Annotated in this window: 30 protein-coding genes; 16 read left to right on the top strand and 14 right to left on the bottom strand. The window is 65.3% G+C overall.

Features of this window, described 5'->3' with window-relative positions; all coding sequences use genetic code 11:
* Window positions 1-7 precede the first annotated feature (7 nt).
* Together IWX77_RS05600 and IWX77_RS05595 are read left to right on the top strand one after the other, a co-directional pair.
* Complete coding sequence (locus IWX77_RS05600) at window positions 8-691, top strand: TetR/AcrR family transcriptional regulator (protein ID WP_196843517.1); 684 nt, start codon at window positions 8-10, stop codon at window positions 689-691.
* A 12-nt stretch (window positions 692-703) separates the two neighbouring features.
* Window positions 704-1,222, top strand: a complete 519-nt coding sequence (locus IWX77_RS05595) for a CarD family transcriptional regulator (protein WP_092107039.1) — start codon at window positions 704-706, stop codon at window positions 1,220-1,222.
* 64 nt (window positions 1,223-1,286) lie between these two features.
* Here IWX77_RS05595 and IWX77_RS05590 read toward each other — a convergent pair whose 3' ends face one another.
* From IWX77_RS05590 to IWX77_RS05555, 8 genes are all read right to left on the bottom strand, one after another.
* Window positions 1,287-2,564 carry a hypothetical protein gene (locus IWX77_RS05590; RefSeq protein WP_196843516.1) on the bottom strand — a complete coding sequence of 426 codons (1,278 nt, stop codon included), beginning with the start codon at window positions 2,562-2,564 and terminating at the stop codon, window positions 1,287-1,289.
* A 161-nt stretch (window positions 2,565-2,725) separates the two neighbouring features.
* Window positions 2,726-3,796, bottom strand: coding sequence for a YihY/virulence factor BrkB family protein (locus IWX77_RS05585; RefSeq protein ID WP_196843515.1), 1,071 nt, complete (start codon window positions 3,794-3,796; stop codon window positions 2,726-2,728).
* A gap of 293 nt (window positions 3,797-4,089) precedes the next feature.
* Complete coding sequence (locus IWX77_RS05580; protein WP_196843514.1) at window positions 4,090-4,263, bottom strand: CsbD family protein; 174 nt, start codon at window positions 4,261-4,263, stop codon at window positions 4,090-4,092.
* 87 nt (window positions 4,264-4,350) lie between these two features.
* Complete coding sequence (locus tag IWX77_RS05575; RefSeq protein ID WP_196843513.1) at window positions 4,351-4,956, bottom strand: hypothetical protein; 606 nt, start codon at window positions 4,954-4,956, stop codon at window positions 4,351-4,353.
* Entirely contained in the window at window positions 4,953-5,561 is a 609-nt protein-coding gene (locus tag IWX77_RS05570) for a DUF6286 domain-containing protein (RefSeq protein WP_196843512.1), read from the bottom strand. Before IWX77_RS05570 ends, IWX77_RS05575 begins: the two co-directional genes overlap by 4 nt.
* Window positions 5,558-5,881 carry a hypothetical protein gene (locus IWX77_RS05565; RefSeq protein WP_196843511.1) on the bottom strand — a complete coding sequence of 108 codons (324 nt, stop codon included), beginning with the start codon at window positions 5,879-5,881 and terminating at the stop codon, window positions 5,558-5,560. The genes IWX77_RS05570 and IWX77_RS05565 overlap by 4 nt, the downstream gene beginning before the upstream one ends.
* A gap of 125 nt (window positions 5,882-6,006) precedes the next feature.
* The gene (locus IWX77_RS05560; protein ID WP_297412730.1) at window positions 6,007-6,201 is read right to left on the bottom strand and encodes a DUF2273 domain-containing protein; all 195 of its coding nucleotides are present in this window, start codon (window positions 6,199-6,201) and stop codon (window positions 6,007-6,009) included.
* On the bottom strand, window positions 6,198-6,620 hold the full coding sequence (locus tag IWX77_RS05555; RefSeq protein ID WP_196843555.1) for an Asp23/Gls24 family envelope stress response protein: 423 nt from the start codon (window positions 6,618-6,620) through the stop codon (window positions 6,198-6,200). Before IWX77_RS05555 ends, IWX77_RS05560 begins: the two co-directional genes overlap by 4 nt.
* Before the next feature lie 258 nt (window positions 6,621-6,878).
* Between IWX77_RS05555 and IWX77_RS05550 the strand changes: the two genes are divergently transcribed.
* From IWX77_RS05550 to IWX77_RS05535, 4 genes are read left to right on the top strand one after another with little or no spacing between them, the layout of a single operon-like run.
* On the top strand, window positions 6,879-7,397 hold the full coding sequence (locus IWX77_RS05550) for an RNA polymerase sigma factor (protein ID WP_196843554.1): 519 nt from the start codon (window positions 6,879-6,881) through the stop codon (window positions 7,395-7,397).
* On the top strand, window positions 7,394-8,044 hold the full coding sequence (locus IWX77_RS05545; RefSeq protein WP_196843510.1) for a hypothetical protein: 651 nt from the start codon (window positions 7,394-7,396) through the stop codon (window positions 8,042-8,044). Before IWX77_RS05550 ends, IWX77_RS05545 begins: the two co-directional genes overlap by 4 nt.
* Window positions 8,041-8,370 (top strand): hypothetical protein, encoded by a 330-nt coding sequence (locus IWX77_RS05540; RefSeq protein WP_196843509.1) that lies wholly within the window; start codon window positions 8,041-8,043, stop codon window positions 8,368-8,370. The genes IWX77_RS05545 and IWX77_RS05540 overlap by 4 nt, the downstream gene beginning before the upstream one ends.
* Window positions 8,371-8,411: 41 nt before the next feature.
* Window positions 8,412-8,993: a hypothetical protein gene (locus tag IWX77_RS05535; protein WP_196843508.1), complete on the top strand. Its 582-nt coding sequence runs from the start codon at window positions 8,412-8,414 to the stop codon at window positions 8,991-8,993.
* Window positions 8,994-9,029: 36 nt separating this feature from the next.
* Here the strand turns inward: IWX77_RS05535 and IWX77_RS05530 are convergent, their stop codons facing one another.
* A complete protein-coding gene (locus tag IWX77_RS05530) occupies window positions 9,030-9,491 on the bottom strand; it encodes an Lrp/AsnC family transcriptional regulator (RefSeq protein ID WP_327012072.1) in 462 nt (153 codons plus the stop codon).
* A gap of 172 nt (window positions 9,492-9,663) precedes the next feature.
* Between IWX77_RS05530 and ald the strand changes: the two genes are divergently transcribed.
* Window positions 9,664-10,779: an alanine dehydrogenase gene (gene ald / locus IWX77_RS05525; protein WP_196843506.1), complete on the top strand. Its 1,116-nt coding sequence runs from the start codon at window positions 9,664-9,666 to the stop codon at window positions 10,777-10,779.
* Between the two features lie 116 nt (window positions 10,780-10,895).
* Here ald and IWX77_RS05520 read toward each other — a convergent pair whose 3' ends face one another.
* Together IWX77_RS05520 and IWX77_RS05515 are read right to left on the bottom strand one after the other, a co-directional pair.
* On the bottom strand, window positions 10,896-11,522 hold the full coding sequence (locus IWX77_RS05520; RefSeq protein WP_196843553.1) for a LysE/ArgO family amino acid transporter: 627 nt from the start codon (window positions 11,520-11,522) through the stop codon (window positions 10,896-10,898).
* Window positions 11,523-11,596: 74 nt separating this feature from the next.
* Window positions 11,597-12,043, bottom strand: a complete 447-nt coding sequence (locus tag IWX77_RS05515; protein WP_196843505.1) for a MarR family winged helix-turn-helix transcriptional regulator — start codon at window positions 12,041-12,043, stop codon at window positions 11,597-11,599.
* Between the two features lie 57 nt (window positions 12,044-12,100).
* Between IWX77_RS05515 and IWX77_RS05510 the strand changes: the two genes are divergently transcribed.
* The 3 genes from IWX77_RS05510 to IWX77_RS05500 all read left to right on the top strand — a co-directional run bounded on the left by IWX77_RS05510 (window position 12,101) and on the right by IWX77_RS05500 (window position 15,483).
* The gene (locus tag IWX77_RS05510) at window positions 12,101-12,343 is read left to right on the top strand and encodes a hypothetical protein (RefSeq protein WP_196843504.1); all 243 of its coding nucleotides are present in this window, start codon (window positions 12,101-12,103) and stop codon (window positions 12,341-12,343) included.
* 124 nt (window positions 12,344-12,467) lie between these two features.
* Window positions 12,468-14,150, top strand: coding sequence for an aldehyde dehydrogenase family protein (locus IWX77_RS05505; RefSeq protein WP_196843503.1), 1,683 nt, complete (start codon window positions 12,468-12,470; stop codon window positions 14,148-14,150).
* A gap of 46 nt (window positions 14,151-14,196) precedes the next feature.
* Window positions 14,197-15,483 (top strand): ATP-binding protein, encoded by a 1,287-nt coding sequence (locus tag IWX77_RS05500; protein WP_196843502.1) that lies wholly within the window; start codon window positions 14,197-14,199, stop codon window positions 15,481-15,483.
* Window positions 15,484-15,707: 224 nt separating this feature from the next.
* On the opposite strand, the gene IWX77_RS05495 is transcribed toward IWX77_RS05500, so the two are convergent.
* Window positions 15,708-16,172, bottom strand: a complete 465-nt coding sequence (locus tag IWX77_RS05495; RefSeq protein WP_196843501.1) for a hypothetical protein — start codon at window positions 16,170-16,172, stop codon at window positions 15,708-15,710.
* 502 nt (window positions 16,173-16,674) lie between these two features.
* Between IWX77_RS05495 and IWX77_RS05490 the strand changes: the two genes are divergently transcribed.
* The 5 genes from IWX77_RS05490 (at window position 16,675) to IWX77_RS05470 (ending at window position 20,560) form a co-directional block, all read left to right on the top strand.
* The gene (locus IWX77_RS05490) at window positions 16,675-17,637 is read left to right on the top strand and encodes a hypothetical protein (RefSeq protein WP_196843500.1); all 963 of its coding nucleotides are present in this window, start codon (window positions 16,675-16,677) and stop codon (window positions 17,635-17,637) included.
* Window positions 17,638-17,896: 259 nt separating this feature from the next.
* Window positions 17,897-18,112: a hypothetical protein gene (locus IWX77_RS05485; RefSeq protein ID WP_196843499.1), complete on the top strand. Its 216-nt coding sequence runs from the start codon at window positions 17,897-17,899 to the stop codon at window positions 18,110-18,112.
* On the top strand, window positions 18,109-19,176 hold the full coding sequence (locus tag IWX77_RS05480) for an ATP-binding cassette domain-containing protein (RefSeq protein ID WP_196843498.1): 1,068 nt from the start codon (window positions 18,109-18,111) through the stop codon (window positions 19,174-19,176). Before IWX77_RS05485 ends, IWX77_RS05480 begins: the two co-directional genes overlap by 4 nt.
* Window positions 19,173-20,120: an ABC transporter permease gene (locus tag IWX77_RS05475; RefSeq protein ID WP_196843497.1), complete on the top strand. Its 948-nt coding sequence runs from the start codon at window positions 19,173-19,175 to the stop codon at window positions 20,118-20,120. Before IWX77_RS05480 ends, IWX77_RS05475 begins: the two co-directional genes overlap by 4 nt.
* A gap of 35 nt (window positions 20,121-20,155) precedes the next feature.
* Window positions 20,156-20,560: a VOC family protein gene (locus IWX77_RS05470; protein WP_196843496.1), complete on the top strand. Its 405-nt coding sequence runs from the start codon at window positions 20,156-20,158 to the stop codon at window positions 20,558-20,560.
* Between the two features lie 89 nt (window positions 20,561-20,649).
* Here the strand turns inward: IWX77_RS05470 and IWX77_RS05465 are convergent, their stop codons facing one another.
* A complete protein-coding gene (locus IWX77_RS05465) occupies window positions 20,650-21,501 on the bottom strand; it encodes a LysR family substrate-binding domain-containing protein (RefSeq protein ID WP_196843495.1) in 852 nt (283 codons plus the stop codon).
* 83 nt (window positions 21,502-21,584) lie between these two features.
* On the opposite strand from IWX77_RS05465, the gene IWX77_RS05460 reads away from it, so the two are divergent.
* Entirely contained in the window at window positions 21,585-22,022 is a 438-nt protein-coding gene (locus IWX77_RS05460) for a DUF5997 family protein (RefSeq protein ID WP_196843494.1), read from the top strand.
* Window positions 22,023-22,155: 133 nt separating this feature from the next.
* Here the strand turns inward: IWX77_RS05460 and IWX77_RS05455 are convergent, their stop codons facing one another.
* Window positions 22,156-22,818: an alpha/beta hydrolase gene (locus IWX77_RS05455; RefSeq protein WP_196843493.1), complete on the bottom strand. Its 663-nt coding sequence runs from the start codon at window positions 22,816-22,818 to the stop codon at window positions 22,156-22,158.
* Window positions 22,819-22,821: the final 3 nt, after the last annotated feature.

Genomic DNA, 22,821 nt, shown 5'->3' with positions numbered 1-22,821 from the left:
TAAAGGAATGACTTCTTTGACTGCCCCCCGCCTCCAGGCGGGGGAACTGCAGCCAGAAGGTCAGGCTGAGGTGCAGCCCGGGTCGAAGTTCACCCACGACCCTCGGGCGGAGCGCACCAGGCAGCTCATCTTCACGGCGATTCGTAGCCTGATTGCTCAGCCGACGGCATCCGTTTCGGTTGCCGACATCGTGCGCCTGGCCGGCATCAGCCGCAGTTCCTTCTACGCGCACTTTGCGAGCCTCGACGTGCTCGCTGCTGAGCTGCTGCAGGCGCAGTTCGCCGACGTTGGCGCGGCCGGCCTTGAGTTGCCGCGGGCACAAAGCGGCCAAAACGCCTCCCGGCTCGGTTATGCCCGTCTCGTGGCCCACATGGTCGAGAATTTTCCCCTGTACACGAGCGTGCTTGAGCTGCCGTTGACCCGCAGTGCGCACGACCAGATCATCGAGGCCTACGCGACCCGCATGCTCGCATCGGTGCTCGTCTTCGACGACGCGGCGAACGCCGAACTCGTCACAACCTACGTCGCCGGCGGCGCGCTGACCCTGATCGGCGCGTGGATGCGAGGTCACCTCGACGTGTCCGACGATGAGCTCGTCGACCAGCTCGTGGCCCTGCTGCCCGGTTGGTTGCTAGCACCCCCGACCCTGTACGCAACGCCTGTTCGCGTTGCATCACCCACACAAAACTGAAGGCGCATTCTTATGAAGATTGAAATCGGCGAAACCCTGGTCTACCCCCACCACGGCGCGGTCACCATTACGGCCCTCGCGACCCGCACCATCAAGGGCGTCGAGAAGCAGTTCATGACCCTCAACGTGCATACGAGCGCACTGACCATTCAGCTGCCGGTCGACAACGTCGAACTTGTCGGCGTGCGCGACGTCATTGACGCCGCGGGTGTCAGTGCCGTGTACGAAATTCTGCAGAACGCCTTCACCGAAGAACCGGGCAACTGGTCACGCCGCTACAAGGCCAACCAGGAGAAAATGGCCAGCGGCAGCGTTTACCGGGTCAGCGAGGTCGTGCGCGACCTGTGGCGCCGCGACCAGGACAAGGGTGTGTCGGCTGGCGAAAAGCGCATGCTCGAAAAGGCGCGCCAGATTTTGGTCTCCGAGCTCGCCCTTGCCCAGGGCCTGACCGACCAGGAGGCCGGCGACCTGCTGCTCATCGAAATTCAGAACTATGTCGTCAGCGACGAGCCGGTCGAAGTCGCCGTCTAGCCTGACAGACGAGCACCCTCGTTCGCCTCGCGAGCGAGGGTGCTCGTCTGTGTGCACGCCCGAATCAGACCAGGGCGGCGCAGAGCAGCAGTGCCGGCCACGAGGTGACGAGCACGACAGCCAGATAGACCAGATTGCGACGGGTGAGTTTCACGCTATCGATGCCGTAGCGCGCACTCAGCAGCATGGTCAGACCGGTGATCGGACCGACCGCGGTCGAGACACCCCAGCCGATGCACGCGGCGAGCACGAACAAGGTCGGATCGGGAGAGAGTGGATGCACGATCGTGGCCACGATTGCGACCGACACCACCGGGTGCACCCCGATGAGCGCGAACAGGATCATGGCGAGCATCATGGCCCAGGCGACGGGAACGGTGAAATCTGCCACCGGTAGCTGAAGATCGAACAGGGGAAACAGCATCCGCAGACCAACCGCGAGCACCCCGGCCGAGGCGAAGAGCGTGACCTCGCCGCGCATCTGCGGCAGATCGTGGCGAGCGTGCCTGGCGAGCGCGCCCGGCGCCTTGCGACCATTCAGAATCAGCAGGCCGATCAGGGTGACGCCGAGGCCGGCCACCAGCACGATGCGCGGGACCGGAACGGTGGGGGCACGCTGGTGCGCGACGACGACCAGGGCCACGAGGGCCAAAGGAACGCGAATGAGCGCCCAACTCAGCGAATACCCCGTATAGGCGGGCAGTTCGCGGCCCCATAGGTGAAAGATATCCCAGACGCTCAGGCCGATCGCGACGAGGGCGAGGCCTAGCCCGAGGAGAATAAGCACGAGAGAATTGGCTCCAGGAACGAGCGTGGTGGCCGCCGCAGCGGCCGCCCAGAACGGCGACCAGAATGCCGCGGCCGAAAACGACCGTGACAACAGTGCGGCATCGGCGAGCCGCAGCGCGGAACGGCCGCGCAACTGGTCGCCGACGATGCCGACCGCGCCGATGTTGATGATGGCGCCCAGCGCGTGCGTGGCGAGCGCGGTGCGCAGCACGGCGAGCCGGCCATGCAGGCGGCTGCGGTTGGTGGGCGAGATTGGGGTGACCAATCGCAGAAACGACACCGCGGTGAGCATGCCGATGAGGTCCTGATTGACTGAGAGCAGGTCGCGGCCGTTGATCTGGCCGCCCAGCTGAACACCCAGCAGAACGGATACGACACCCACCGCAATGAGCACGGCCGCAATCATGCGCTGGGTGCGGTTAACCAGAACCAGCCCGACTGCGGCCGCCGCGATGGTGAGCCCACCGGCCACGAGCGTCGCGTCGGGGAGCACGACCGAGATCCCCACAGCCAGGATTAGTCCGCTCAGAAGCAGTGCATAGAGCAGTCGCACCTGTCGCCCCTTTTCGGTTCAGCCTCGCGATCTCGGCTGGACGCGACGTATCCATCCAAGCAGCACGATCGCGTGTCACGAACCTCACCACGTTCCGGGCCCGGAAACAGGGGCCCGGAAACAGGGGGAGGGGATGGAGAACCCGGATTGATGTCGGCTGGTCAGGTTTTGGGACCGGAACGCTCGCTGGCGTGTGTTTTGCGGATTCGACGGCCGTCGGCGACGGTTTGCATCTCTTTCAGGGCGGCCTTCTGGCTCTTCTTGGTACCGCGCGGTGGCAGCTGGATGGTCTTCTCGGCGGCAATGCCGGCCCGCAGCTGGCGGCCACGCTCGAGTTCCGCGTCGAACTCCGCACCGAACAGCAGAGCGAGGTTGGTCAGCCAGAGCCAGAGGAGAAAGATCACGATGCCGGCCAACGATCCATAGGTCTTGGCGTAGTTCGAAAAGGTCGTGACGTAGAAGCCGAAACCGAGGGATGCGACCACGATCGCGACGAGGGCGACCAACGCTCCGAGGCTCAACCAGCGAAACTTCGGCTGCCGAACGTTGGGTGTGAAGTAGTAGAGCACCGCAATCAAGAGCACGACAGCGGCAGCGAGCACCGGCCACTTGGCAATGGACCAGGCCACCTGCACGGTCTGACCGAGGCCGAGGGCGGCACCGACGGCATCCGTTATCGGGCCGGAAATCGCCAGAATGAGCACGACCACCAGGAGCAGAGCGATGCCGATGACCGTCACAAGAAGCTGCGTAGGCTTGAGCTTGAGAAACGATCGGCCCTCGTCGATCTCGTAGATGCGGTTCATGGCCCGGCTGAACGCGCCGACATAACCGGATGCCGACCAGATCGCCACCGCGATACCCGCCACCAGAGCAAATCCCGCCGACGCTGAGGTGCTGAACTGTTCGATCGGCCCGCGAATGACGTCGAGCGCATCGCCCGGGGCGACCGAGGCGAGGATGGTCAGCAGGGTGTCGGCGGACTGCCGCCCCTGCCCGAATACCCCGAGCAGTGAGACCAGGGCGATGAGCGCGGGAAACAGCGACAGCACGGCGTAGTAGGTGAGTGACGCCGCAATATCGGTGCACTGGTCGGTGCCGAATTCGCCGAACGTGCGTTTGACCACGTACTTCCACGAGGTTCTGCCGACATCGGTGGGTGAGTCGGGCGTGTGTGCATCGTCCGGCTCCGGGGCGTCGGAGAGTTTCTGACTCTGACCTTTGTCAACCATGGGAGTCTCCTGCTCGAATGAAATGAGACCGGCGTCGCGAAACGGTAGGGCCATCGCGATCCCCGGCGGTGGAAATCTACTGCATTCTGACAAATCTGGCCGTGTGGGTCGCGGCGGTCCTCGCAGGGGAGGAGGCATGCGCATCGAACTCAGAATTGTCGGCGCCGGAGGCCGACGAGGTTGTATACAGGTTGGACATTGTGCTTTCTTTCATGGCGTGATCATCGGCCATAGGGCCGAGGGGAGTAGTGGTGCGCGGCAGACCTCAGCGCCGGCCGCGCACCGGGGTGGGTTTAGTCCTTGAAGACGTCCTTGACGTCTTCGCCGACCTTCTTGGCTCTCGCCGCGGTCTGGTCGGCGCGGCCTTCGGCGACCTTGGAGTCGTCGTTGGTGGCCTTACCGACGGCCTCGGTGGCCTTGCCCTTGAGGTCCTGCGCGGCGTTCTTGATCTTGTCGGCTGCACTCATGGTGTTCTCTCTTTCGTGTTGTGTTTTCAGGGGCTGTTCGGCGCGGGCGCGCCGAACGTGGGTAGTGGGAGCGGCATCCGCTGTGATCTAGCGGATGCGTGTGGTTCGGCTGCTGCGCACCCGAAAGCCTCCGCTGATCTGCACCAGGGCGGGGATGCGCAGGCCGAGTAGTGCGTCAAGGGCGTTGAGGGCCTCCTCGACGATGCGCACGACGTCGGTCGGGGAGGTTCCGCGACGGCAGGTCACCGAGACCTTGAGCACGGCCGCACGCATGACCCGATACGTCGAGATGCGGGTCGACAGAAACTCCGGATGCTCGCTGAGCGCCTGTCGCAACGCCTGCTCGGCAACGGCCGAATCGATCTGGGTAGTGCCCGAGTCCATGGTCTGCTCGCTGATGAGGCGGCCGACATGGCCGCGGCCCTGGCGCAGAATGAAGGTGAGCAGCAGGACCACGACCGCGACCAAGAAGGCAAGGGCAACGATCCAGAGCCAGCTGTGCATGGTTCCAGCCAGTGGTGTGGCCTGAAGCCAGCTCGTGACGGTCGCCCGGGTACTGTCGGTGACCGAGCTCCAGGCCTGCTGCACTGCGGTTTGAGTGGCGAGCACACCGAGTAGAGCAGCTGCGGCGAGCAGGAGCAGGCCAGCCACGAAAACAACGCTGCGGTTGAGCGCGCGGTTGGTGTTGTTCACGCCCCGACCTTTCCGCTAACGGCTACGATCACGCGGGTGTGCAGAGTCGGTCGCAGGTGCAACCCCTCGAGCTGGTCGCGCACTGCGCCAAGCACCGTGTCGCGGTGCACTGGCTGCCCCGACGTCGGTACCAGGTGCACCGTGGCGAGGCGGCGCGAGATGCTGACCCGGGTGCTGTCCGGGTCGACACCGCCAAAACGAGCGGCACGGCCGGCGAGAGCGGATGCGATCACCTCGTCATCGACAACGGTCACCGTGCGCTCGGAGTCGATCAGATGCCGGGCCCGGCGCCCGGGCGACACGGCGACGACCACGAGCACGAGGCCGATCAGGGCGCAGCTGACGGCACCACCGGCGAGCATCGCGGTGGGTGCGGTCGGAGCGGATGCGGCGCCATCTGCAAGACTGGCGGGCGCATCGAGCAGGGCCGGCTGGTCGATGAGGCGCAGCACGATCTCGGCGCCCAGCCAGATGCACAGCAGGATGACCACGACGGCCACCGCGATGGCCGCGGCCGACCGGGGCGAATGCAGTTCTCGGCGACTGATGCGCCCGTAGGTCGCCGTGAACGATCTCGACGACGAAGCATTGATCTCCGTGCTCATCGCACGCGCCGTTCCGGGGTGACATCCACCGCGGTCAGGCGCACGGTGATCCGGCCAATATTGGCACCGGTCAATTCGCCGACGCGGCGCCGGATTTCAGCCTGGGACGATTGGGCGCGAGCCAGGATGGTGCCGCCGGTACGCGCGATGACGGCCGGTTCACGAGTGACGCAGCGCAGGGAAACGACTCGAATTGAACTTCGGATCGTGAACGCGAGTATGCCATGGTCGTCGCCGAGCTCGACGGCGACCTGGTGGGGGTTCACGCCGAGCGACTCCGCGGTGACAATCGAGACGATCTGGCGCAGCGCGTGCGGCACAATGCGCGTGCGACCGTGATTCGTGCGCGGCGGGACTGCCGGGGCCTCGGCAGCCGGAGTGACTGGCTCCGGTACTTGTGCTGTGCCATCAAGAAACCATCCGTCTCTGGAATCTGTCGCCACACTCACGACGAGGAGCGCTTCCCCTGAAACACTCCGATCAGTGAGCTCAGGTCAAGGCGGCCGTCAACCACACGGCCGACGAGGGCGCCGACCAGCATGGCCGAGCCCACGAACAGAAACGCCCAGAAGCCCAGAATTACCCAGGTCAGCGCCAGGATCGCGCCGACCAGCATTCCAGTGCGGGTTGCGGTGGTCACCGGAGCGCGGCTTTGTTCGGTTCAGTAACGGCGGCATCATCGCTCGGCAGGTGAATGTCCACGATCGTCACGTTCACCTCGGTGACCTCCAGACCGACGAGGTCTTCGATGGCGCGAATGACATTTGAGCGGATGTCACCGGCGACCTGCTGCAGCTGCACCGGGTAGTCAGCGACGATGGTCACGTCCACGGCCACCTGCGTCTCGCCGACTTCGACGGAGACGCCCTGGCTCACATCGGTGCTGTTCATGGCCTCACGAATGGCACCGAGGGCACGAGCCGCTCCGCCACCGAGCGCGTGCACACCGGACACCTCACGGGCGGCGAGGCCGGCGACCTTGGCCACGACGCCGTCATTGATGACGGTTTTGCCGGTGCTCGTGCCACTGAGCGGTTCACCGGCCAGCGCGGTACCCATTGGGGCGCGGCTGCGCGGGGACTTGCTCGAAGCTGCGGTGCCGTTGTTAGCATTGGTGTTGAGGACTTCCATGGGAATAGCTCCTTCGTGGGTGGCAATTTAGTGAAGCCGGATCGGATTGTTACCTATAGGACGAAACCTGTGGCATATTCGTCACGCGAAGATGAGAAATATTTCTGGAGCGTTGCACGAGGAGGGAACGTGCCCGGCACGGTGCGTGAGCAGGTCGCGTCGCCGCTCGATACCGCGAGCGATCAGATGCTCGCCGACCGCGCCGCCGACGGTGACCTGCGAGCCTTTGCGGTGCTCGTGCGCCGGTACGGCCCGCTGATGCGGGTCTACGCGACCCGGGTTCTCGGCTCGAACGACGAGACCGACGATGTGGTGCAGGAGTCTTTCATCACGGCCTGGCTGCAGCTTGGCACGCTCGACGATGGCAGCGCGGTGAAGAGCTGGCTCATGCGCATCGTCAGCCGCAAGAGCATCGATCGGCTGCGCGCTCGCCGCCCGCACGTCAACATCGACGACACGGATGCCCCGGCGCCGGACAGCCACGCACCGCACGCCCTGGCTGAGGCCGAGTCCCAGACGGAGGCGCTCGCGCGGGTGCTCGCCGCCCTCCCCGAGGATCAGCGGCGCTGCTGGACCCTGCGCGAACTCGCCGAGTACAGCTACGGTGACATTGCCGCCGAGTTGAACCTGCCCGTATCCACCGTGCGTGGCCTGCTGGCACGAGCCCGCAAAACCCTGCTTCGTGAGATGGAGGAATGGCGATGACTGAACTGACACCGGCAGACCGGCGCTTCGTCGAATTCGACGTGGACGACACCGATCGGGAACAGGCCGGTCTGAACGGCCACACCATCGAGCAACTCAGCGACTACCTCGACCGCGGTCGGGTGCCCGCCGACCCGAGCATCGACGATTCGCCGGACTGCGAGATCGCCCTGCGCGGTCTCGAACGCCTCCGCCGGGTGCAGTTGTCGCTGCTCGACCGGGACCTGAAACGGGAGTCGCTCCGCGATGACAACTGGGTCGCGTCGATTCTCGACAACATCACCCTGGAGGCGCACGCGGGTCGGGACATTCCACTGATCCACCCGTCGCCGACCGCGCGACTCGTCGTGACGGAGGGCGCGGTGCGCGGAATTCTGCGGGAGACCGGTGACAAATTGCAGAACGTGCTCGTCGGCCGCTGCGCGCTGTTCGGAGACGTTGGCGTGCCCGGCGTACCGATCACAATTTCGGTCGATGTAACCGTATTCCCGGAAGAGAATATACCGCTGGTGGCCGACCGATTGCGACAGGCGATGTACGCCGTGGTGGCGCAACACACGAACCTCGTCGTGACGGCCATCGACATCACGGTGACTGACCTGTCTATCGCGCCCCAAGCATCCGCCCAAGGACAGGAGCACACGTGAGCGCAATACTTCCCCCAACCGACGAACTCGATGTTCTCGTGCGCCAGGTAGCCGGTGTGGATGTGTTGTATCCCGCCGGTTCGATCGTTGCAACCGTGCTCACCGCAACCATCGAAGCCGTGGCGCATCGCCTTCCGCTGGCGCCGAAGGTCGTCATGGAACAGCGTGCCGACGGCGTGAAGGTCACGGCCAAGATTGGCATCAGCGCCGCCTGGCACTCCGGCGATGTGTCTCGACGCGTACATGACGCCATCGCCGCGCAGCTGCGGCAGAGTGGCAATCCGCCAGTCGCGCAGATCGAAGTGATCGTGGCCCGCATCGGCTAGGCATCTAGCCGATCGAGGGGAGCGGTGCTACCTTGCCCCAGATGAAGCAGAGAGAGATGTTCCTGCAAGCGGATTCCGCGTTGCGCTTTGTGATCGACCGGGTCACTTCCGCACAGCTCGACCTGCCGGCGCCGGCCGAGTGGTCGCGTACAGCGAACCCGACCCTGCGTGACATTCTCGCCGCGCACGCCGAGGACGAAGCCTGGCTGCCCGCGGTGCTGGCGGGACGGACCATCGAGGAGGTCGGCGACACCTACACGGGCGACCTGCTCGGCGACGATCCGATCGGCAATTACGACCGTATCAACGAGACGACGACACAGGTTGTCAGGGGCGATCTCGACCCGCGCAGGGTCGTGCACCTCAGTTACGGCGACTATCCGCTCGCTGAAGCACTGCAGCACACCGCCCTCTACCGCGCGTTCCAAGCCTGGAGCATCGCGCACCACATTGGCCTCGACTACTCACTGCCCGACCCGCTCGTTGAAAACCTGTGGGAGCAGATAGCGCCCGACATCGAAATGTGGCGAAGTTTCGGCGTGTTTCCAGCCGAGGTGGCGGTGCCGGCGAACGCGAATCGCGAGGTTCAGCTGCTCGGCAAGGCCGGATACTGGCACGACTAGAACGGATGCCCAAGCCGCGAGCGGTAGCGGTGCTCACTATTCGGGGGCGACGCCGTTGTAGAAGTGCTCGAACACCATACTCGTGCGGGTGGAGGCGACCGCGGGATTGGCCGAGAGGTTTTCGAGCACGAAATCGCGCACGTCGTCGGTGTCGTGGGCCGACAGGTGAATGATGAAATCCTCGGACCCGCCGAGAAAAAACAGCTGCACGACGCGCGGCATGACGCGGATCGAATCGCGAAAGGCCGGGATGTGCGTGCGGGCGCCCGCCCGGATGCTCACGCTGATCAGTGCTTGCAGGCCGAGTCCGAGCGACTTGGGGTCGACCATGGCCGTGAAGCCCGTGACGATTTTGCGGCTGACCAGCGAACGCACCCGAGAGACGCAGGTCGATTCGGCGATGCCGGCCGCGCTGGCCAGCCGGCTGTTCGTGGTGCGGGAATCAGCCTGCAGCGCCGCGACCAGAATGCGGTCGACCTCGTCGAGGGTCTCGATCACCCGAATCCTCTTCGTTTCTACCATCGCGCATCTCCAATCGGCCGCATATTCCGTGGAATATTCTCGAAGTCTGGCAGATTCTACGGATTTTACCTAATGGAAACGAATCAATAGCAGTCTTACCTCTATCACAGCCGAGTCGTTCGGCAGCAGCAACCGAGACGGAGCACTTATGTTGGTCGGCATTCCCACAGAGATCAAGAACAACGAGAACCGCGTCGCGATCACCCCGGCCGGCGTCAACGAGCTCACCCGCCGCGGCCATGAGGTCATTCTTGAAAAGGGCGCCGGACTCGGCTCAAGCATCACCGATGATGCTTTTCGCCTCGCCGGGGCATCCATTGTCGACACCGCCGCCGAAGTGTGGGCCGCGGCAGACCTGCTCCTGAAGGTCAAGGAGCCCATTGCCAGCGAATACCCGCTGATGCGCCAGGGCCAGGTGCTGTTCACCTACCTGCACCTCGCGGCATCCGCTGAGTGCACCGACGCGCTGCTTGCGTCGGGCACGACCGCGATCGCCTACGAAACCGTGCAGCTCGCCGACCGCAGCCTGCCGCTGCTCTCGCCGATGAGCGAGGTTGCCGGCCGCCTGTCGGTGCAGGTCGGCGCGTACCACCTGCTGAGCGCCAACGGTGGCAGTGGCATTCTGCTCGGCGGCGTACCCGGAACCCCCAAGGCCAAGGTCGTCGTGATCGGCGGCGGCGTCGCCGGCGAGCACGCCGCGGCCAACGCGCTCGGCATGGGCGCCGACGTGACCATCATCGACCTGTCCCTCGCCCGCCTGCGCCAGCTCGAAGCTCGCTTCAACGGCGAGATTCAGACTCGTGCCTCGACCCAGTACGAGATCGCCGAGCAGGTGCGGGAAGCCGACCTCGTGATCGGCTCCGTGCTCATTCCGGGCGCGCAGGCACCCAAGCTCGTCACCGACGACATGGTCGCCTCGATGAAGCCGGGTTCCGTTCTCGTCGACATCGCGATCGACCAGGGCGGCTGCTTCGAGGGCTCGCACGCCACGACGCACGATGACCCCACCTTCGCCGTGCACGACAGCGTCTACTACTGCGTCGCCAATATGCCCGGCGCCGTGCCGGCCACGTCGACCCGGGCGCTGACCAACGCGACGCTGCCCTACGTCCTCGCGCTCGCCCAGAAGGGGTGGAAGAAGGCCATCGCCGAAGATGCCGCCCTCGCCAAGGGCCTCAACACCCACAACGGTCGCATCACCAACGCGCACGTCGCGTCAGCGTTCCACGCCGAGCTGCTGACGGTCGCTGACGCGATCGCCTGACGCGATCGCCTGACGCGCGTCGGTGCGTCGATCGCCCATTTCTACCGAGAGTCCTCGTTCAAACGGAGATTCTCGGTAGTACTGCGGGCATCCAGCCTTCGCTCTCGTGGCGCGGCTCAGATGCCGATGGCCATTCGCACGCCGAGGGTGATCATGACGACGGCGATGAAGCCGTCGAGAATTCGCCACGATCCGGGCTTGGCGAAGAAGGGGCGCAGCATCCGCGCCCCGAAACCGAGCGCGAAGAACCACAGAAAGCTCGCCACAACAGCACCGCCGCCCCACCACCAGCGTTCGGCTGCGCCCTGCTGGTTGGCGACCGAACCGAGAAACACGACCGTATCGAGGTAGACGTGCGGGTTGAGCCAGGTCAGGGCAATGGTCGTTGTGACGGCAACTTTTGCGCTGATTCCGGTGCTCGCCGACGCGACGAGGTTCTTCGGCCGAAATACCCGCACGGCGGCGAAGACCCCGTAGCTCAGGAGAAACCCGACGCCAGCCACCTGCACGACAATCAGAAGCGCGGGAGCGGTGCCGACGAGGGCTCCGATGCCGAGGATGCCGGCGAGGATGAGCACGGCGTCGGAGACCGCACAGATCAGCACGGCCACCAGAACGGTGCGGTTGTGGGCCTCTATACCGAGGCGCAGAATGAACGCGTTCTGTGAGCCGATGGCGACGATGAGCGCGAGCCCGGTCAGGATTCCAAAGAGCGCGGGCAGCAGGGTCTCGGCGAGGTGCATGAGTACCAATGTAGGCACGGGTGGCGACGGAGGCGAGCCGAGCCATCCGCTCCAATGCGGCGTGGCGAGCGCGACTAGTGTGCGCTGGTTGCGGCGATGACCGCGTGCAGGCTCTCGCGCAGGGCTGCCAGGTCATCCAGTGGCAGGTTGAGCGCTTCGACGACCCGCGGCGGAATGGTTTCGGCCACCGCGCGCAGAGCCGTGCCGCGCTCGGTCAGGGTGATATCGAGGGCGCGTTCGTCGGAGAGACGGCGTTGGCGGCGCACGTAGCCGGTGGTCTCCAGTCGCTTGAGCAGGGGCGAAAGGGTGGCGGGCTCAAGGCAGAGGGCCCGGCCGAGGCCTTTGAGCGTGCGCGGGCTCTCGTCCCAGAGGGCGAGCATGACCAGATACTGCGGGTGCGTGAGCCCGAGTGGCTCAAGAATGGGCCGGTACAGGGCGATGACATTGCGCGAGGCGATTGCCAGGGCGAAGCAGACCTGGTTGTCGAGAGCGAGGGGGTTCTCGAGCGTTGACGATGTCATGGGGCGTTCCGTTTCGACCGATTGTTCTGCGTGCTTTTAGTTAGTACACTAACAGTTATGACACACGGCAAGGAATCCCGCTCGCGTATGAAGGGTCCCGGCGGACTGACGGCTTGGCTCAATGGTCATCTGTTTCCCATACTCGGGCCGCCGCCGGTCGGTCCGAGCGGGTCAGATCTGTTGCCCGCGGCGCCCGCGCCCGTGCGCGGCTGCCCGGTCTGCGCCCAGCCGATGGACCAGCACGACATCGACCGCACCGGCGAGCGCACCCAGCTGCACTGCCCTCCTGTCGCGCACTAACCTGCTGCCTCGAACGGATGCCTGCGCCGGGTTTCGGCAGGCGGCACCTGTTGGACTGCTGGCACGGTGAACGAGCGCCCTGTCCCGGCGGCGCACTAGGCTCGGTGTCAATAACGGGAGATTGATGTCCACGACGGCGTACCGCACTGACCTCGACCGCGCGATCGCCGAATTGAGCGCCGGAAGTGAGCGATGGGCGCAGACCACCCTCGTGGCACGCGCCGACCTGCTGGCGCGCACCGGGGTATCCGTTTCTGGCGAGGCCGAGCGCTGGGTGGCCGCGGCGGCCCGCGCCAAGGGTGTTGAACCGTCGTCAACACTCATCGGCGAGGAGTGGCTGACCGGGCCGTATGGCGTGCTCACCGCGCTGACGGCGCTGGGGCGCACCCTTCGATCGCTCGCTGGTGAACGCAGCCCGCTCTTCGGTCGACGGTTTGGACGCGCGCCGGGCGGTCGCGTCACGGTTGCGGTGCTTCCGTACCGCGCCTATGACGGACTGCTGCTGCACGGCTTCCGTGCGGAGGCCTGGCTGCGGCCGGGCGTGACCGCGGCGCAGGCCCGGTCCCGAGCCGGATTGGGGCAGCTCACGCCCGCAATGACCGGCGGGGTAGGCCTCGTGCTCGGTGCCGGCAATATCTCATCGATCGCACCCCTGGACGTGCTCTACGAGCTTCTGGCGCACAATCGCGTGTCGATTCTCAAGCTCAACCCGACCTTCGACGGCTTGTTGCCGGTCTATCGGGCGGCGCTCGCCCCCCTCATCGACGCGGGCCTGCTGCGCATCGTCACCGGCGGCGCCGACGTGGGCAGCTACCTCGCCCACCACCCCGGCATCAGCCACGTGCACATAACCGGCAGCGCGGCCACGCACGATGCGATCGTGTTCGGTGGATCCACACCGGATACTCCGCGCCTCACGAAGCCGATCAGTAGCGAACTCGGCGGTGTCTCGCCGATCATCGTGCTGCCCGGGCGGTGGAGCGCCCAAGACCTCCGTTATCAGGCCGCACACGTGGCCACCATGCGGCTGCACAACGGCGGTTACAACTGCATCGCCGGTCAGGTGCTCGTGCTGAGTGCCACCTGGCCGCAGAAGGCCGCGTTTCTCGGCGAGGTTGCAGCGGCCCTGGCCGCCGCGCCGGCCCGGCCAGCATGGTACCCCGGCAGCGAGGAGCGGATGCGCGCCGCCCGGGCCGCCTATCCCGCCGCGCGGTCGGTGGCCGGCGGGCACCTGCTCGTTCTGGCGGGGGCATCCGCTGCACAGGAAGATATGCTCACAACAGAATATTTCGCACCGGTACTCGGCGTGCTGCAACTGCCGGGCAGCGGCCAAGCCTTTCTCGACGCCGCCGTCGAGACGGTCAACCGTGATTTTCTTGGCACACTGGGCGCCAATATTCTCGGGCTACCGGGCACGATTCGTCGGCTTGGGCCGGGGTTCGAGCAGGCCGTGGCGCGCCTGCGCTATGGAACCATCGCCATCAACGCCTGGACCGGCGTCGGCTTCCTGTCGGTGGCGGCACCGTGGGGTGCGTTCCCGGGCCACACTCTCGACAACGTGCAAAGCGGCATCGGCGTGGTGCACAACGCCCTGCTTCTCGATGAGGTGGAGCGAACGGTGGTGCGGGGGCCGTTCCGGCCGTTTCCGCGCTCGATCGCCCACGGCGAATGGGCGCTGTTGCCGAAGCCGCCGTGGTTAGTGTCAGCCCGAAGCGGCTCACTGACCGCCCGCCTGCTGACCGACTTTGCCGCCCGCCCGTCGGTGCGGAAGCTCCCGCGCATCCTCGCCGCCGCTTTTCGTGCCTGAGCGGGTGCAATAGATTGGCAGCACACCCACTGATGCGAGGTTCACGATGACTGGCTGGCGACTGCGCGATTTTCACTCCGACGACCTGGACGGCATTCTGCGTCTGTGGGAGGAGATCAAGGCCTCCGAAACCGAGCCGGTCTACGGTCTCTCCGAAGTGCTCGCTTCCTGTCAGAAGGATCACGCCGTCGTGGCGGTGCACGGCGATGAGGTCGTCGGCGCCGCCGTCGGGCGGGCCGCCCACGCCCAGGGCTGGATTGTCTTTCTGGCCACGGCGGCGAAGTGGCAGAGCCAGGGCATCGGCACGGCCATGCTCGCCGCACTCGAAGCCCGCATGGCCCCGTACGGCATGACCAAGCTGTCGGCGCTCATGCCCGAATCGGAGGCCAAGATCGATGCTTTTCTCAACCGCGGTTTCGAGGTGAAGAAGAACCTGCGGTACTTCGAACGGCACATTCCCGTGCAGCGCGAGGAGCTCAAGCTACTCGTCGAACTCGGCGGGCGGCTGCTGCCGCGCGACCTGTGGCAGAAAGTCGGCGGTATGGCGCGTGAGAAGGAACTGCTCGAACGCCGGTTGGTCATGCCGCTGGCCAAACCCGAACTGGCAGAGCAGTATGGTGTCTCACCGCCCAAGGCCGTTGTGCTGTTCGGCCCTCCCGGCACCGGAAAGACCACCTTCGCCAAGGCCATCGCCTCCCGCCTGGAATGGTCATTCATCGAGGTCTTCCCGTCGCGTCTCGCGGCCGACCCGCAGGGCCTCGCCGGCGCACTACGAGAAACTTTCCTGAAGATCTCCGAGCTCGAACACGCGGTCGTGTTCATCGACGAGGTCGAGGAGATCGCCGCCCAGCGTCAGGGCGAACCGCCGTCGACCATGCAGGGTGTGACCAACGAGCTGCTCAAGATCATCCCGGCCTTTCGCGAACAGCCGGGGCGCCTGCTGGTGTGTGCGACCAACTTCATTCGCGCGCTCGATTCCGCCTTTCTCCGTCATGGACGCTTCGACTATGTTGTGCCGATCGGGCTGCCGGATGTCGCTGCTCGCCAGGCCATCTGGGAGCGCTACATTCCGCAGGCTGTGTCCAACGAGGTCGACCTCGCCGTGCTGGTCGAAAAGAGCGACGGCTTCTCGCCGGCCGACGTCGAGTACGCCGCTCATCGGGCCTCCCAACACGCGCTCGAGAAGGCACTCTACAAGGTCGGAGACGGGCCGGTCATAAACGGCCCGAGCACCGAGGACTATGCCATCGCAATCTCCGAAACCCGCAGAACCGTGTCCGAAGAGGTCGCTGCCGAGTTTCTCGAAGACATCGAACGCCTCGCCCGGCTCTAGGCAAGCGGATGCTGCGGCGGCGATACCGACTCAGCTTCGCCTCATCGCGCGGCGGCAGTCAGTGGGCAGGCGGGCCTTGCGCAATCGCGAGTCCAGCGTGTGACCCGGGCCCGGAGTGAAGCGCCCGACAGCGTGGACGTGTCCCTGATCGACGGAGCTTGGCAGGTCGGGTGTCGGATACCGCCATCGATATCCGCTTTCCACGGCCCCGTCGTGAATGGGATCTAGCGCACCGGGCGGCGGTGCAGCGCGACGGCGACGAGCGCCTGCCAGATCACGAAGCCCTCGACTACGAGTGAAAGAAGGCCAAGCGGTTCGAGCCAGTTCCCGATGTCGCCGGTGGCCATCGGCATGCCGACGGTGCGATTGACGATGAAGCCGACCATGACGGCGGCCGACAGCGCTGCGGCGGCCAAGAAGTCGATTCGAGAGCCGACGACGAGCACCCGCTCGATTATGACCGCCGAGGCGATGATCAGTCCAACGTAGGAGAACGCCAAGTAGGGCGTTTCGGCAAACTTACCGGGTAGATCGAGAATGTGGATCGCAGCCACGACGGCGAGCGAGAGCGCGACCGTGATGCGGCGAGTGAGCAGATGCTGATCGATCAGGCGCGCGCCCGTGTTCTCCGAGTGCACTGCTGTGGAACGCGCGCCTTGGGCCGCCGATCGCGGGGTGGTCGTAGTCATGATTTCCTCTCCATGGGGTGGCTCCCCTCGAATACCTTGACAGGCAAGGAGCCCCCATGGCCGAATCATGGGCGAAACATAGCATTCTCCGTGTTTGCTGTCAGGCTGAGACGACGATTCTGAGATTTTCACAGGACGGTGCGGGTTCGGATGGCGGCAGCGCAGATCTTGGGGTAGTCATCGCATCGCTCGCCCCGGTGGTGATGAAGGGGTTGATCAGATTTCAGCGCATAACGGCAGGTTGAGAGTGTCTTTCCCACGCCGGCGGGACCCGATCGAGCTGGGCGATGGCGGCGTGCTACTCTGCCCTCGCGTCGCCTTGGATAGGTGTCGCGGCGTGCTGCTTTGCTCATGCGCCGCCCGTGATAGGTGTCGCGGCGCGAGACGGAGTGAAGTCGATCGAATTGGCCGTCCCAACGACCGGAGGGGAGTGCAGAGGCGGGCGACCCACGTCAGCTTTGTCCAACCTGACATCCCTCTTCCTGGAGGGAAGGAGAACATCATGCGAGGAATCAAGCCTGCTGGCATCGCAGCCCTAGGACTGACGCTCGCATTCTCACTTTTCGGCGGAGTCAACGCCGCGCTGGCAGCACCGCCGTCACCGCCGTCACCGCCGTCACCGACGACCGTCTACGACGCCATCCCAAGCCCGTTGCCCCCGAACGTGGCCAGTCTCGGTTTCCAGGCGACTAGCACCTCAGAGTTTGGCGACTACGTACACCTCGCCGGCACGAACCGGATCCTGAACACGGTCACAGTGACGATGAGCGACTGGGCCCTGTATTCCGACTACTCCACCGACGCCCGCTACACGGGCAACTCGGCCACGTGGACCCACCCGGTCACCGTGAACGTCTACGGCAACCACCTCGACACCAACGGGGTGCCCGACACGCTGCTCGCGACCAAGACCGAGAACATCAGCATCCCGTGGCGTCCGGCGGCGGACCCCACCTGCGTCACCCCGACGGCGTGGCGGGGCAGTGACGGATCGTGCTACAACGGCTTCGCGTTCAACGTGGACTTCAACCTCAGCAGTCTGAGTGCCACGCTGCCCAACGACGTCATCGTGGGCATCGCTTTCAACACCCAGAGCTACGGCGCGGCACCACTGGGAACGGTCGGCCTGTACAACTCGCTGAATGTCGGCATTCCAACGTCCCAGACTGCGACGGTTGGCACCGATGACAGCCCGGACAACGTCTTCTTGAAAACGTCGTTCGCCGCCTTCTACGCAGACGGCGGCACGGCCGGTGTCGGCATCTTCCGTCAGGACACGAACTGGGCGCCGAACGGCACCGTCTCCATGAAGATCACGGCCTCGCCGGCCCTGGTCGCTCCGCCCACGCGCAAGAGCCAGTGCCTGAAGAGCGGCTGGATGATCTTCAACAACCCGTCGTTCAAGAACCAGGGTGACTGCGTCAGCTTCGTCGCCTCCGGAGCTAAGAACACGGCCAACGGCTGATCCACAGCCCGCCGCACCAGCCTCGCGTCAGGTCCCCAGCCCTCATCGGACTGGGGACCTGATATTTGCACTTGGGTGCACAGCTTCTGGACCGGTGCCGATGCGCGCGCACAGTGTCAGGCAGCGACCGGTCCGGTGACCGTTTCGCTCCCGGGCACGCGGGCGGCTTTTCATAGTCAACTCGATCGGCGCCGCCCCGCCACCTGAAGATGAAAGAACACCGCCATCTGTGAGTGAAAGCCACACATTCTGTGAATAAATGTCGACGGCCGTTCTTCATCCCGATAACCTGATTCCACGTAACGGCACCATCGAGCGCTCACATCGAATTCTCGACGAGCTGGTCAAGGAACCGACGATCGACGCGCACCGGTCCGGGGCGCAATCGTATCCAGCCGTTGTCGAAGGTGGAGGGCATTATTACCATTGCATCGACCCGTATTGCACCACCCGATACCGCAAGGACACCCCGTGATCATTGAGGCCCAGGGCCTGACCAAGACCTACCAATCCAAGACTGGGCCGGTGCACGCGCTCGCCGGGCTCGACCTGCAGGTGCCGCGCGGCACGGTCAAAGCCCTCCTCGGCCCCAACGGCGCCGGAAAGACCACCGTCGTGAAGATGCTCACGACACTGATCAGACCGGATGCCGGCACCGCTGTTATCGACGGAATCGACGTCGTCCGTCACCCGAAGTCAGTGCGTCGCATCATCGGGGTATCTGGCCAGTATGCGGCCGTTGATGAAAATCTCACCGGTTTCGAAAACCTCGAGATGGTCGGTCGGCTCTACCATCTGGGCGGCGCGGCAGCCCGCAAGCGGGCGCAGGAACTCATCGACCTGTTCGAGCTCACCGCCGCCGGCAACCGGCCGGTCAGGGGGTTTTCCGGCGGTATGCGAAGGCGAATTGACCTCGCTGGCGCACTCGTCATTAACCCCAAGGTGCTTTTTCTCGACGAGCCAACCACCGGGCTCGACCCGCGCAGTCGCATCGCCCTGTGGGACGTCATCAAGCGCCTCGTCGCTGACGGCACGACCGTGTTGCTGACCACGCAATACCTCGAAGAGGCCGACCAACTCGCCGATGACATCGTCGTCATCGACGACGGCCGCGTCATCGCCGAGGGCACCTCCGATCAGCTCAAGGCGCAGATCGGTGGGCACCGTGTGGTTGTGGCGCTCGTCGATGCCGCCGACGGCGCGGCTGCCCGCGACGTTCTCGCCCGGTACGGTTCGGGCAACCCGTCGGTCTCCACCGACGGGCGCGGAGTCGAGGTTGCCGTCACCGACGGCCCCACCGCGCTGCAGAACATGCTCGCTGACCTGCGCGCCGCGCAGATCAACCTGCACGATGCGGGCATGCGCCGCCCCACCCTCGACGACGTTTTTCTCAAGCTCACCGGCCACAAAGCTGATCTGAGCGCGACCGGGGACGATCCCGATGCCGACGGGTCCAAGCTGTCGAAGCGGGCGCAGGCCAAGCAGGTACAGGCGCGCGCGGCGAAGACCGATATGGCAGATCTGGAGAAAATGAAATGAGCCCCCGGCACACCGCGGTCCCGGCCGAGTCCACCACGCCCGAGCCAACCCGTTCGGAGCCGACCCGTCCGGAGCGCACGACGACCGCGACTGGCCTCGCGCCGGGAGAATCCCGAGTGGGTACCCTGCCCCCGCTGCCCACCTGGAACCCGTTGACGCTGTGGTACTCCGACGGCTGGACCGTCACCAAGCGCAATCTGATCAAGATCAAGCGCTCGCCCGACGTGCTCGTGTTCGCCGTGATCCAGCCAATAATGTTCGTGCTGCTGTTCAGCCAGGTGTACGGCGGTGCCATTGCGGTTCAGGGCAGCGACTACACCCAGTTCCTGATGGCCGGCATCTTCGCGCAGACCGTCGTCTTTGGGGCCACGTTCTCGGGCGCTGCGATGGCGCTCGATCTGAAGGAAGGCATCATCGACCGGTTTCGGAGCCTGCCGATGAACGCATCCGCTGTGCTGATCGGACGCACCAACGGCGACCTCGTCCTGAACACCATTTCGATGGTGATCATGATGGCCACCGGTCTCGCGGTCGGCTGGCGGGTCACCTCGTCGCCGCTCGAGTTTCTCGCCGGAGTCGGGCTGCTGTTGCTGTTCGGCTATGCATTCAGTTGGGTCATGGCGCTCCTCGGCATGAGCGTGAAGAGCCCAGAAGTCATCAACAATGCGTCATTCCTGATTCTGTTTCCGCTGACCTTCGTGTCGAATGCGTTTGTGCCGAGCGAAACCCTGCCGACCGTGCTGCGCGTGTTCGCCGAGTGGAACCCGGTGTCGTCGCTCGTTCAGGCCGTGCGGCAGCTGTTCGGCAATCTGGGCACGGCGCCGGTTCCCGATATCTGGACCATGCAGAATCCGGTTCTGACCGTGCTCATCGGCATCACCGTGATGCTGCTCGTGTTCGTGCCGCTGTGCATTCGCAAGTTCGCGTCGATCAGCTCCCGCTGACCACGCTCCGTTTCATCGACAAGGGAGTCACCCTCATGGTCCAGCACCCGACCGAGCACTTCGTCGGAATCGTCGCCGGCTTCAGCGGATTCGCGGTTTTCGACCTCGACGCCGCGCGCACCTTCTACGCCGAAACCCTCGGCCTCGAGGTGACGGTGGGGGAGATGGGCATGCTGCGCATTGCGCTTCCCGGCGGAGCGACCGTCATCATTTATCCGAAGTCGGACTTCGTGCCGGCCACCTACACGATTCTCAATTTTGCCGTGACCGACCTCGACGCCACCGTCGACGAACTCACCGAACGCGGTGTGGACTTTCTGCGCTACGACGGATTCGAGCAAAACGAGAAAGGCATCGCCGCCGGCGGTGGTCAGGGACCTGACATCGCCTGGTTCACCGACCCCTCCGGCAATATCCTGTCGGTGCTGAAGAACCCGTAATTCCCCGCTGGTGGGCCTGTCTGGAGCAACGGGCGTGCACGTCCGTGATCTCGACCAGCTCGACCAGCGACGTCGACCGACGGCGCTGGTCAGCGACCGCGGCTCTTGCCCTTGTTGGGGTTCTTCGTGGGCCTGGTGCGGCCGGGCGAATTTTCGGTCTTCTTGCGCACGGCAGGCTTGGCCTTGGCCGCCGCAACCCGAATCGCCTTGGCCGCAGCCTTCGCTTTGTCGGTCTTCTTGGGCTTGCGCGGCGGCTTTGGCGGGCGTCCGTCATTGCGCACGGGCCCTGCGTCGGCCTCAGCGGATGCCGCGGAATCCGCTGCCGCCGCACCGGTATCGATGCGGGAGCTCGCCACTTTGCGTCCGCGCACGATGCCGATGAATTCCTCGATGTCGTCGGTGGTCTCCCGGGTGATCCAGGCCAGAGCAATCCGGGTGTCGGCGACATCCGTCACCGGGCGCGACACGACGTCCTTGCGGCCGTACAACCGGGCAATCGAGTGCGGCACGATGATGATGCCGACTCCGGCCGCGACCTGCTCCATGGTCTCGTCGAGGTCACGCATCGGCGGCAGGGCCCGGCGGGTGCCGTCACGCACCTCCTCGGCGAGGTCGCGCCATTCGGGCACCTCGTCGGGGTCCTGCAACAGGTGTTCGCCGGCCAGGTCGGCCAGCAGCACGGTCTCGGCCTGCTCGATCGCGTGGCCTTTCGACGCGACGACGACGGGAATCTCGTTGTACAGGTTGATGACGCTCAGGTGGGTTTCGTCGATCGGCAGTCGTACGAGGCTGACTTCGGCCCGACCCTCGTGCAGCACCGCAATCTGCTCGACGGTCTCGGTGCGAAACACCCTCAGGGGAACATCGGGGCGGCGGTCCCCCCAGATACGAGTCCACTTGGTGGGGGTCACACCGGCGACGAAGGCGATGGAAAAGCTCACCGGCATCCTTTCTCGGGTAGTTGAGGGCGGCGCAGAGCACGAATTGCCCTAACCAGGGCACTCTCAGGCTATACGCTTGAACAATGAGTTCCGAGAAGAAGCCCCAGACCATGAAGCCCGCCACGGCGGCCCAGAAACTCGGGATTCTGCTCGACGCGGCACCGGCCGAGTTTCATACCGAATTCGTCAGCCGCACCGAGCTCGCCGAGCTCATGGCGAACCCGCCGGAGTGGCTCACCCTGCTGCGCTCCAACGGCCCGCACCCGCGCCAGGTCGTCGCCGCCAAGCTTGGCGTCTCAATCTCGGGCCTGGCCCGCAGCGAGATCACCGAACCGCTGACCACTGCCGAAATCGCTGCCCTGCTGCAGCAGCCGCCCGCGTGGCTCGTGCTGGAACGTTCCACCCAGGCCGGCGTGCGCGCCGACCAGATCGCGGTGAAAGACCGCGACGCCCACCGCGCGGCCAAGAAGGCGCATGTCGAGCGCCAGGCTGCCCAAGAGCAGGCCAAGCGCGACCGCTGACCGCGACCGCTGACCGCTGACCGCTGACCGCTGACCGCGACCGCTTAGCGCTTCGAGCGCGGTTCGTTGAGCCCTGCGTGGTCGCGGGCGGGCGGCGGATGCCGGCCAGCGGCATCCGAGTGCCTGAATGCGTCTAGGCGGCCGGTTCGGCCGCAGTCACCCGGTACTGCGTGCGCAGAAAGTTGACCACGTCGCCGAGTTCGGTCTGCGAAATCGAGTGGGGAAGCCCCTCGTAGATGCGCTCGGTCAGTGTGCTGTGCCCGGGCAGCCAGGACTGCGTGCGTTCGATCGCACTGGCCGGAATCACGCCGTCGGCGGTGCCGCGGCCCCAAAACACGGGGAGCGGGTGCTCGGCCAGCGCGGTGTCGCCGCCCTGCGGGGCGCCCGTGACGAAGCCGGAGAGGTTCACCGCGAAGCTGAAGCGGGCGGGCGCGACGCGCAGCAGTTGGAGCGCCATAGCTCCGCCCTGCGAGAATCCGAGCAGGCCGACCGTCCTCGGCCTTTGCGGAAGGGCATCCAGCCAGGCCAGAACAGCTGCGACGGCCGCGTCGACCGACGCAGTATCGGGATTGCCCGACTCGCTGATCGGAAACCAGGCCCAGCCGTCGCCGACGGGCAGCGGCGCGCGCAGCGCCGCGATGACCGGTTCGAGCGGCAGGTGCGGTGTGAGAGAGAACAGGTCGCCCTCGTGCGAGCCGTAGCCGTGCAGGATGATCAACAACGGACGGTCAGTCTGGTCGGCGCCCGTCGCCGACCAGAGTACGGCAGCCGTGTCGATGGTGGTGCTGGTGGTCATGAG

The organism is Cryobacterium sp. CAN_C2 (genome assembly GCF_015751745.1).
Lineage (GTDB): Bacteria > Actinomycetota > Actinomycetes > Actinomycetales > Microbacteriaceae > Cryobacterium.
This window is presented reverse-complemented; position numbering and strand designations above follow the sequence as displayed.

Bases quoted from the DNA above. Each gene is read 5' to 3' on its own strand.
- IWX77_RS05455 (WP_196843493.1), bottom strand. From the start codon at position 22,818: ATGACCACCAGCACCACCATCGACACGGCTGCCGTACTCTGGTCGGCG.
- IWX77_RS05545 (WP_196843510.1), top strand. From the start codon at position 7,394: ATGACTGAACTGACACCGGCAGACCGGCGCTTCGTCGAATTCGACGTG.
- IWX77_RS05550 (WP_196843554.1), top strand. From the start codon at position 6,879: ATGCTCGCCGACCGCGCCGCCGACGGTGACCTGCGAGCCTTTGCGGTG.
- IWX77_RS05585 (WP_196843515.1), bottom strand. From the start codon at position 3,796: ATGGTTGACAAAGGTCAGAGTCAGAAACTCTCCGACGCCCCGGAGCCG.
- IWX77_RS05520 (WP_196843553.1), bottom strand. From the start codon at position 11,522: ATGCACCTCGCCGAGACCCTGCTGCCCGCGCTCTTTGGAATCCTGACC.
- IWX77_RS05580 (WP_196843514.1), bottom strand. From the start codon at position 4,263: ATGAGTGCAGCCGACAAGATCAAGAACGCCGCGCAGGACCTCAAGGGC.
- IWX77_RS05515 (WP_196843505.1), bottom strand. From the start codon at position 12,043: ATGACATCGTCAACGCTCGAGAACCCCCTCGCTCTCGACAACCAGGTC.
- IWX77_RS05555 (WP_196843555.1), bottom strand. From the start codon at position 6,620: ATGGGTACCGCGCTGGCCGGTGAACCGCTCAGTGGCACGAGCACCGGC.
- IWX77_RS05495 (WP_196843501.1), bottom strand. From the start codon at position 16,172: ATGACTACGACCACCCCGCGATCGGCGGCCCAAGGCGCGCGTTCCACA.
- IWX77_RS05460 (WP_196843494.1), top strand. From the start codon at position 21,585: ATGAGTTCCGAGAAGAAGCCCCAGACCATGAAGCCCGCCACGGCGGCC.
- IWX77_RS05500 (WP_196843502.1), top strand. From the start codon at position 14,197: ATGACTGGCTGGCGACTGCGCGATTTTCACTCCGACGACCTGGACGGC.
- IWX77_RS05535 (WP_196843508.1), top strand. From the start codon at position 8,412: ATGAAGCAGAGAGAGATGTTCCTGCAAGCGGATTCCGCGTTGCGCTTT.
- IWX77_RS05475 (WP_196843497.1), top strand. From the start codon at position 19,173: ATGAGCCCCCGGCACACCGCGGTCCCGGCCGAGTCCACCACGCCCGAG.
- IWX77_RS05470 (WP_196843496.1), top strand. From the start codon at position 20,156: ATGGTCCAGCACCCGACCGAGCACTTCGTCGGAATCGTCGCCGGCTTC.
- IWX77_RS05570 (WP_196843512.1), bottom strand. From the start codon at position 5,561: ATGAGCACGGAGATCAATGCTTCGTCGTCGAGATCGTTCACGGCGACC.
- IWX77_RS05485 (WP_196843499.1), top strand. From the start codon at position 17,897: ATGTCGACGGCCGTTCTTCATCCCGATAACCTGATTCCACGTAACGGC.
- IWX77_RS05510 (WP_196843504.1), top strand. From the start codon at position 12,101: ATGACACACGGCAAGGAATCCCGCTCGCGTATGAAGGGTCCCGGCGGA.
- IWX77_RS05490 (WP_196843500.1), top strand. From the start codon at position 16,675: ATGCGAGGAATCAAGCCTGCTGGCATCGCAGCCCTAGGACTGACGCTC.
- IWX77_RS05600 (WP_196843517.1), top strand. From the start codon at position 8: ATGACTTCTTTGACTGCCCCCCGCCTCCAGGCGGGGGAACTGCAGCCA.
- ald (WP_196843506.1), top strand. From the start codon at position 9,664: ATGTTGGTCGGCATTCCCACAGAGATCAAGAACAACGAGAACCGCGTC.
- IWX77_RS05505 (WP_196843503.1), top strand. From the start codon at position 12,468: ATGTCCACGACGGCGTACCGCACTGACCTCGACCGCGCGATCGCCGAA.
- IWX77_RS05595 (WP_092107039.1), top strand. From the start codon at position 704: ATGAAGATTGAAATCGGCGAAACCCTGGTCTACCCCCACCACGGCGCG.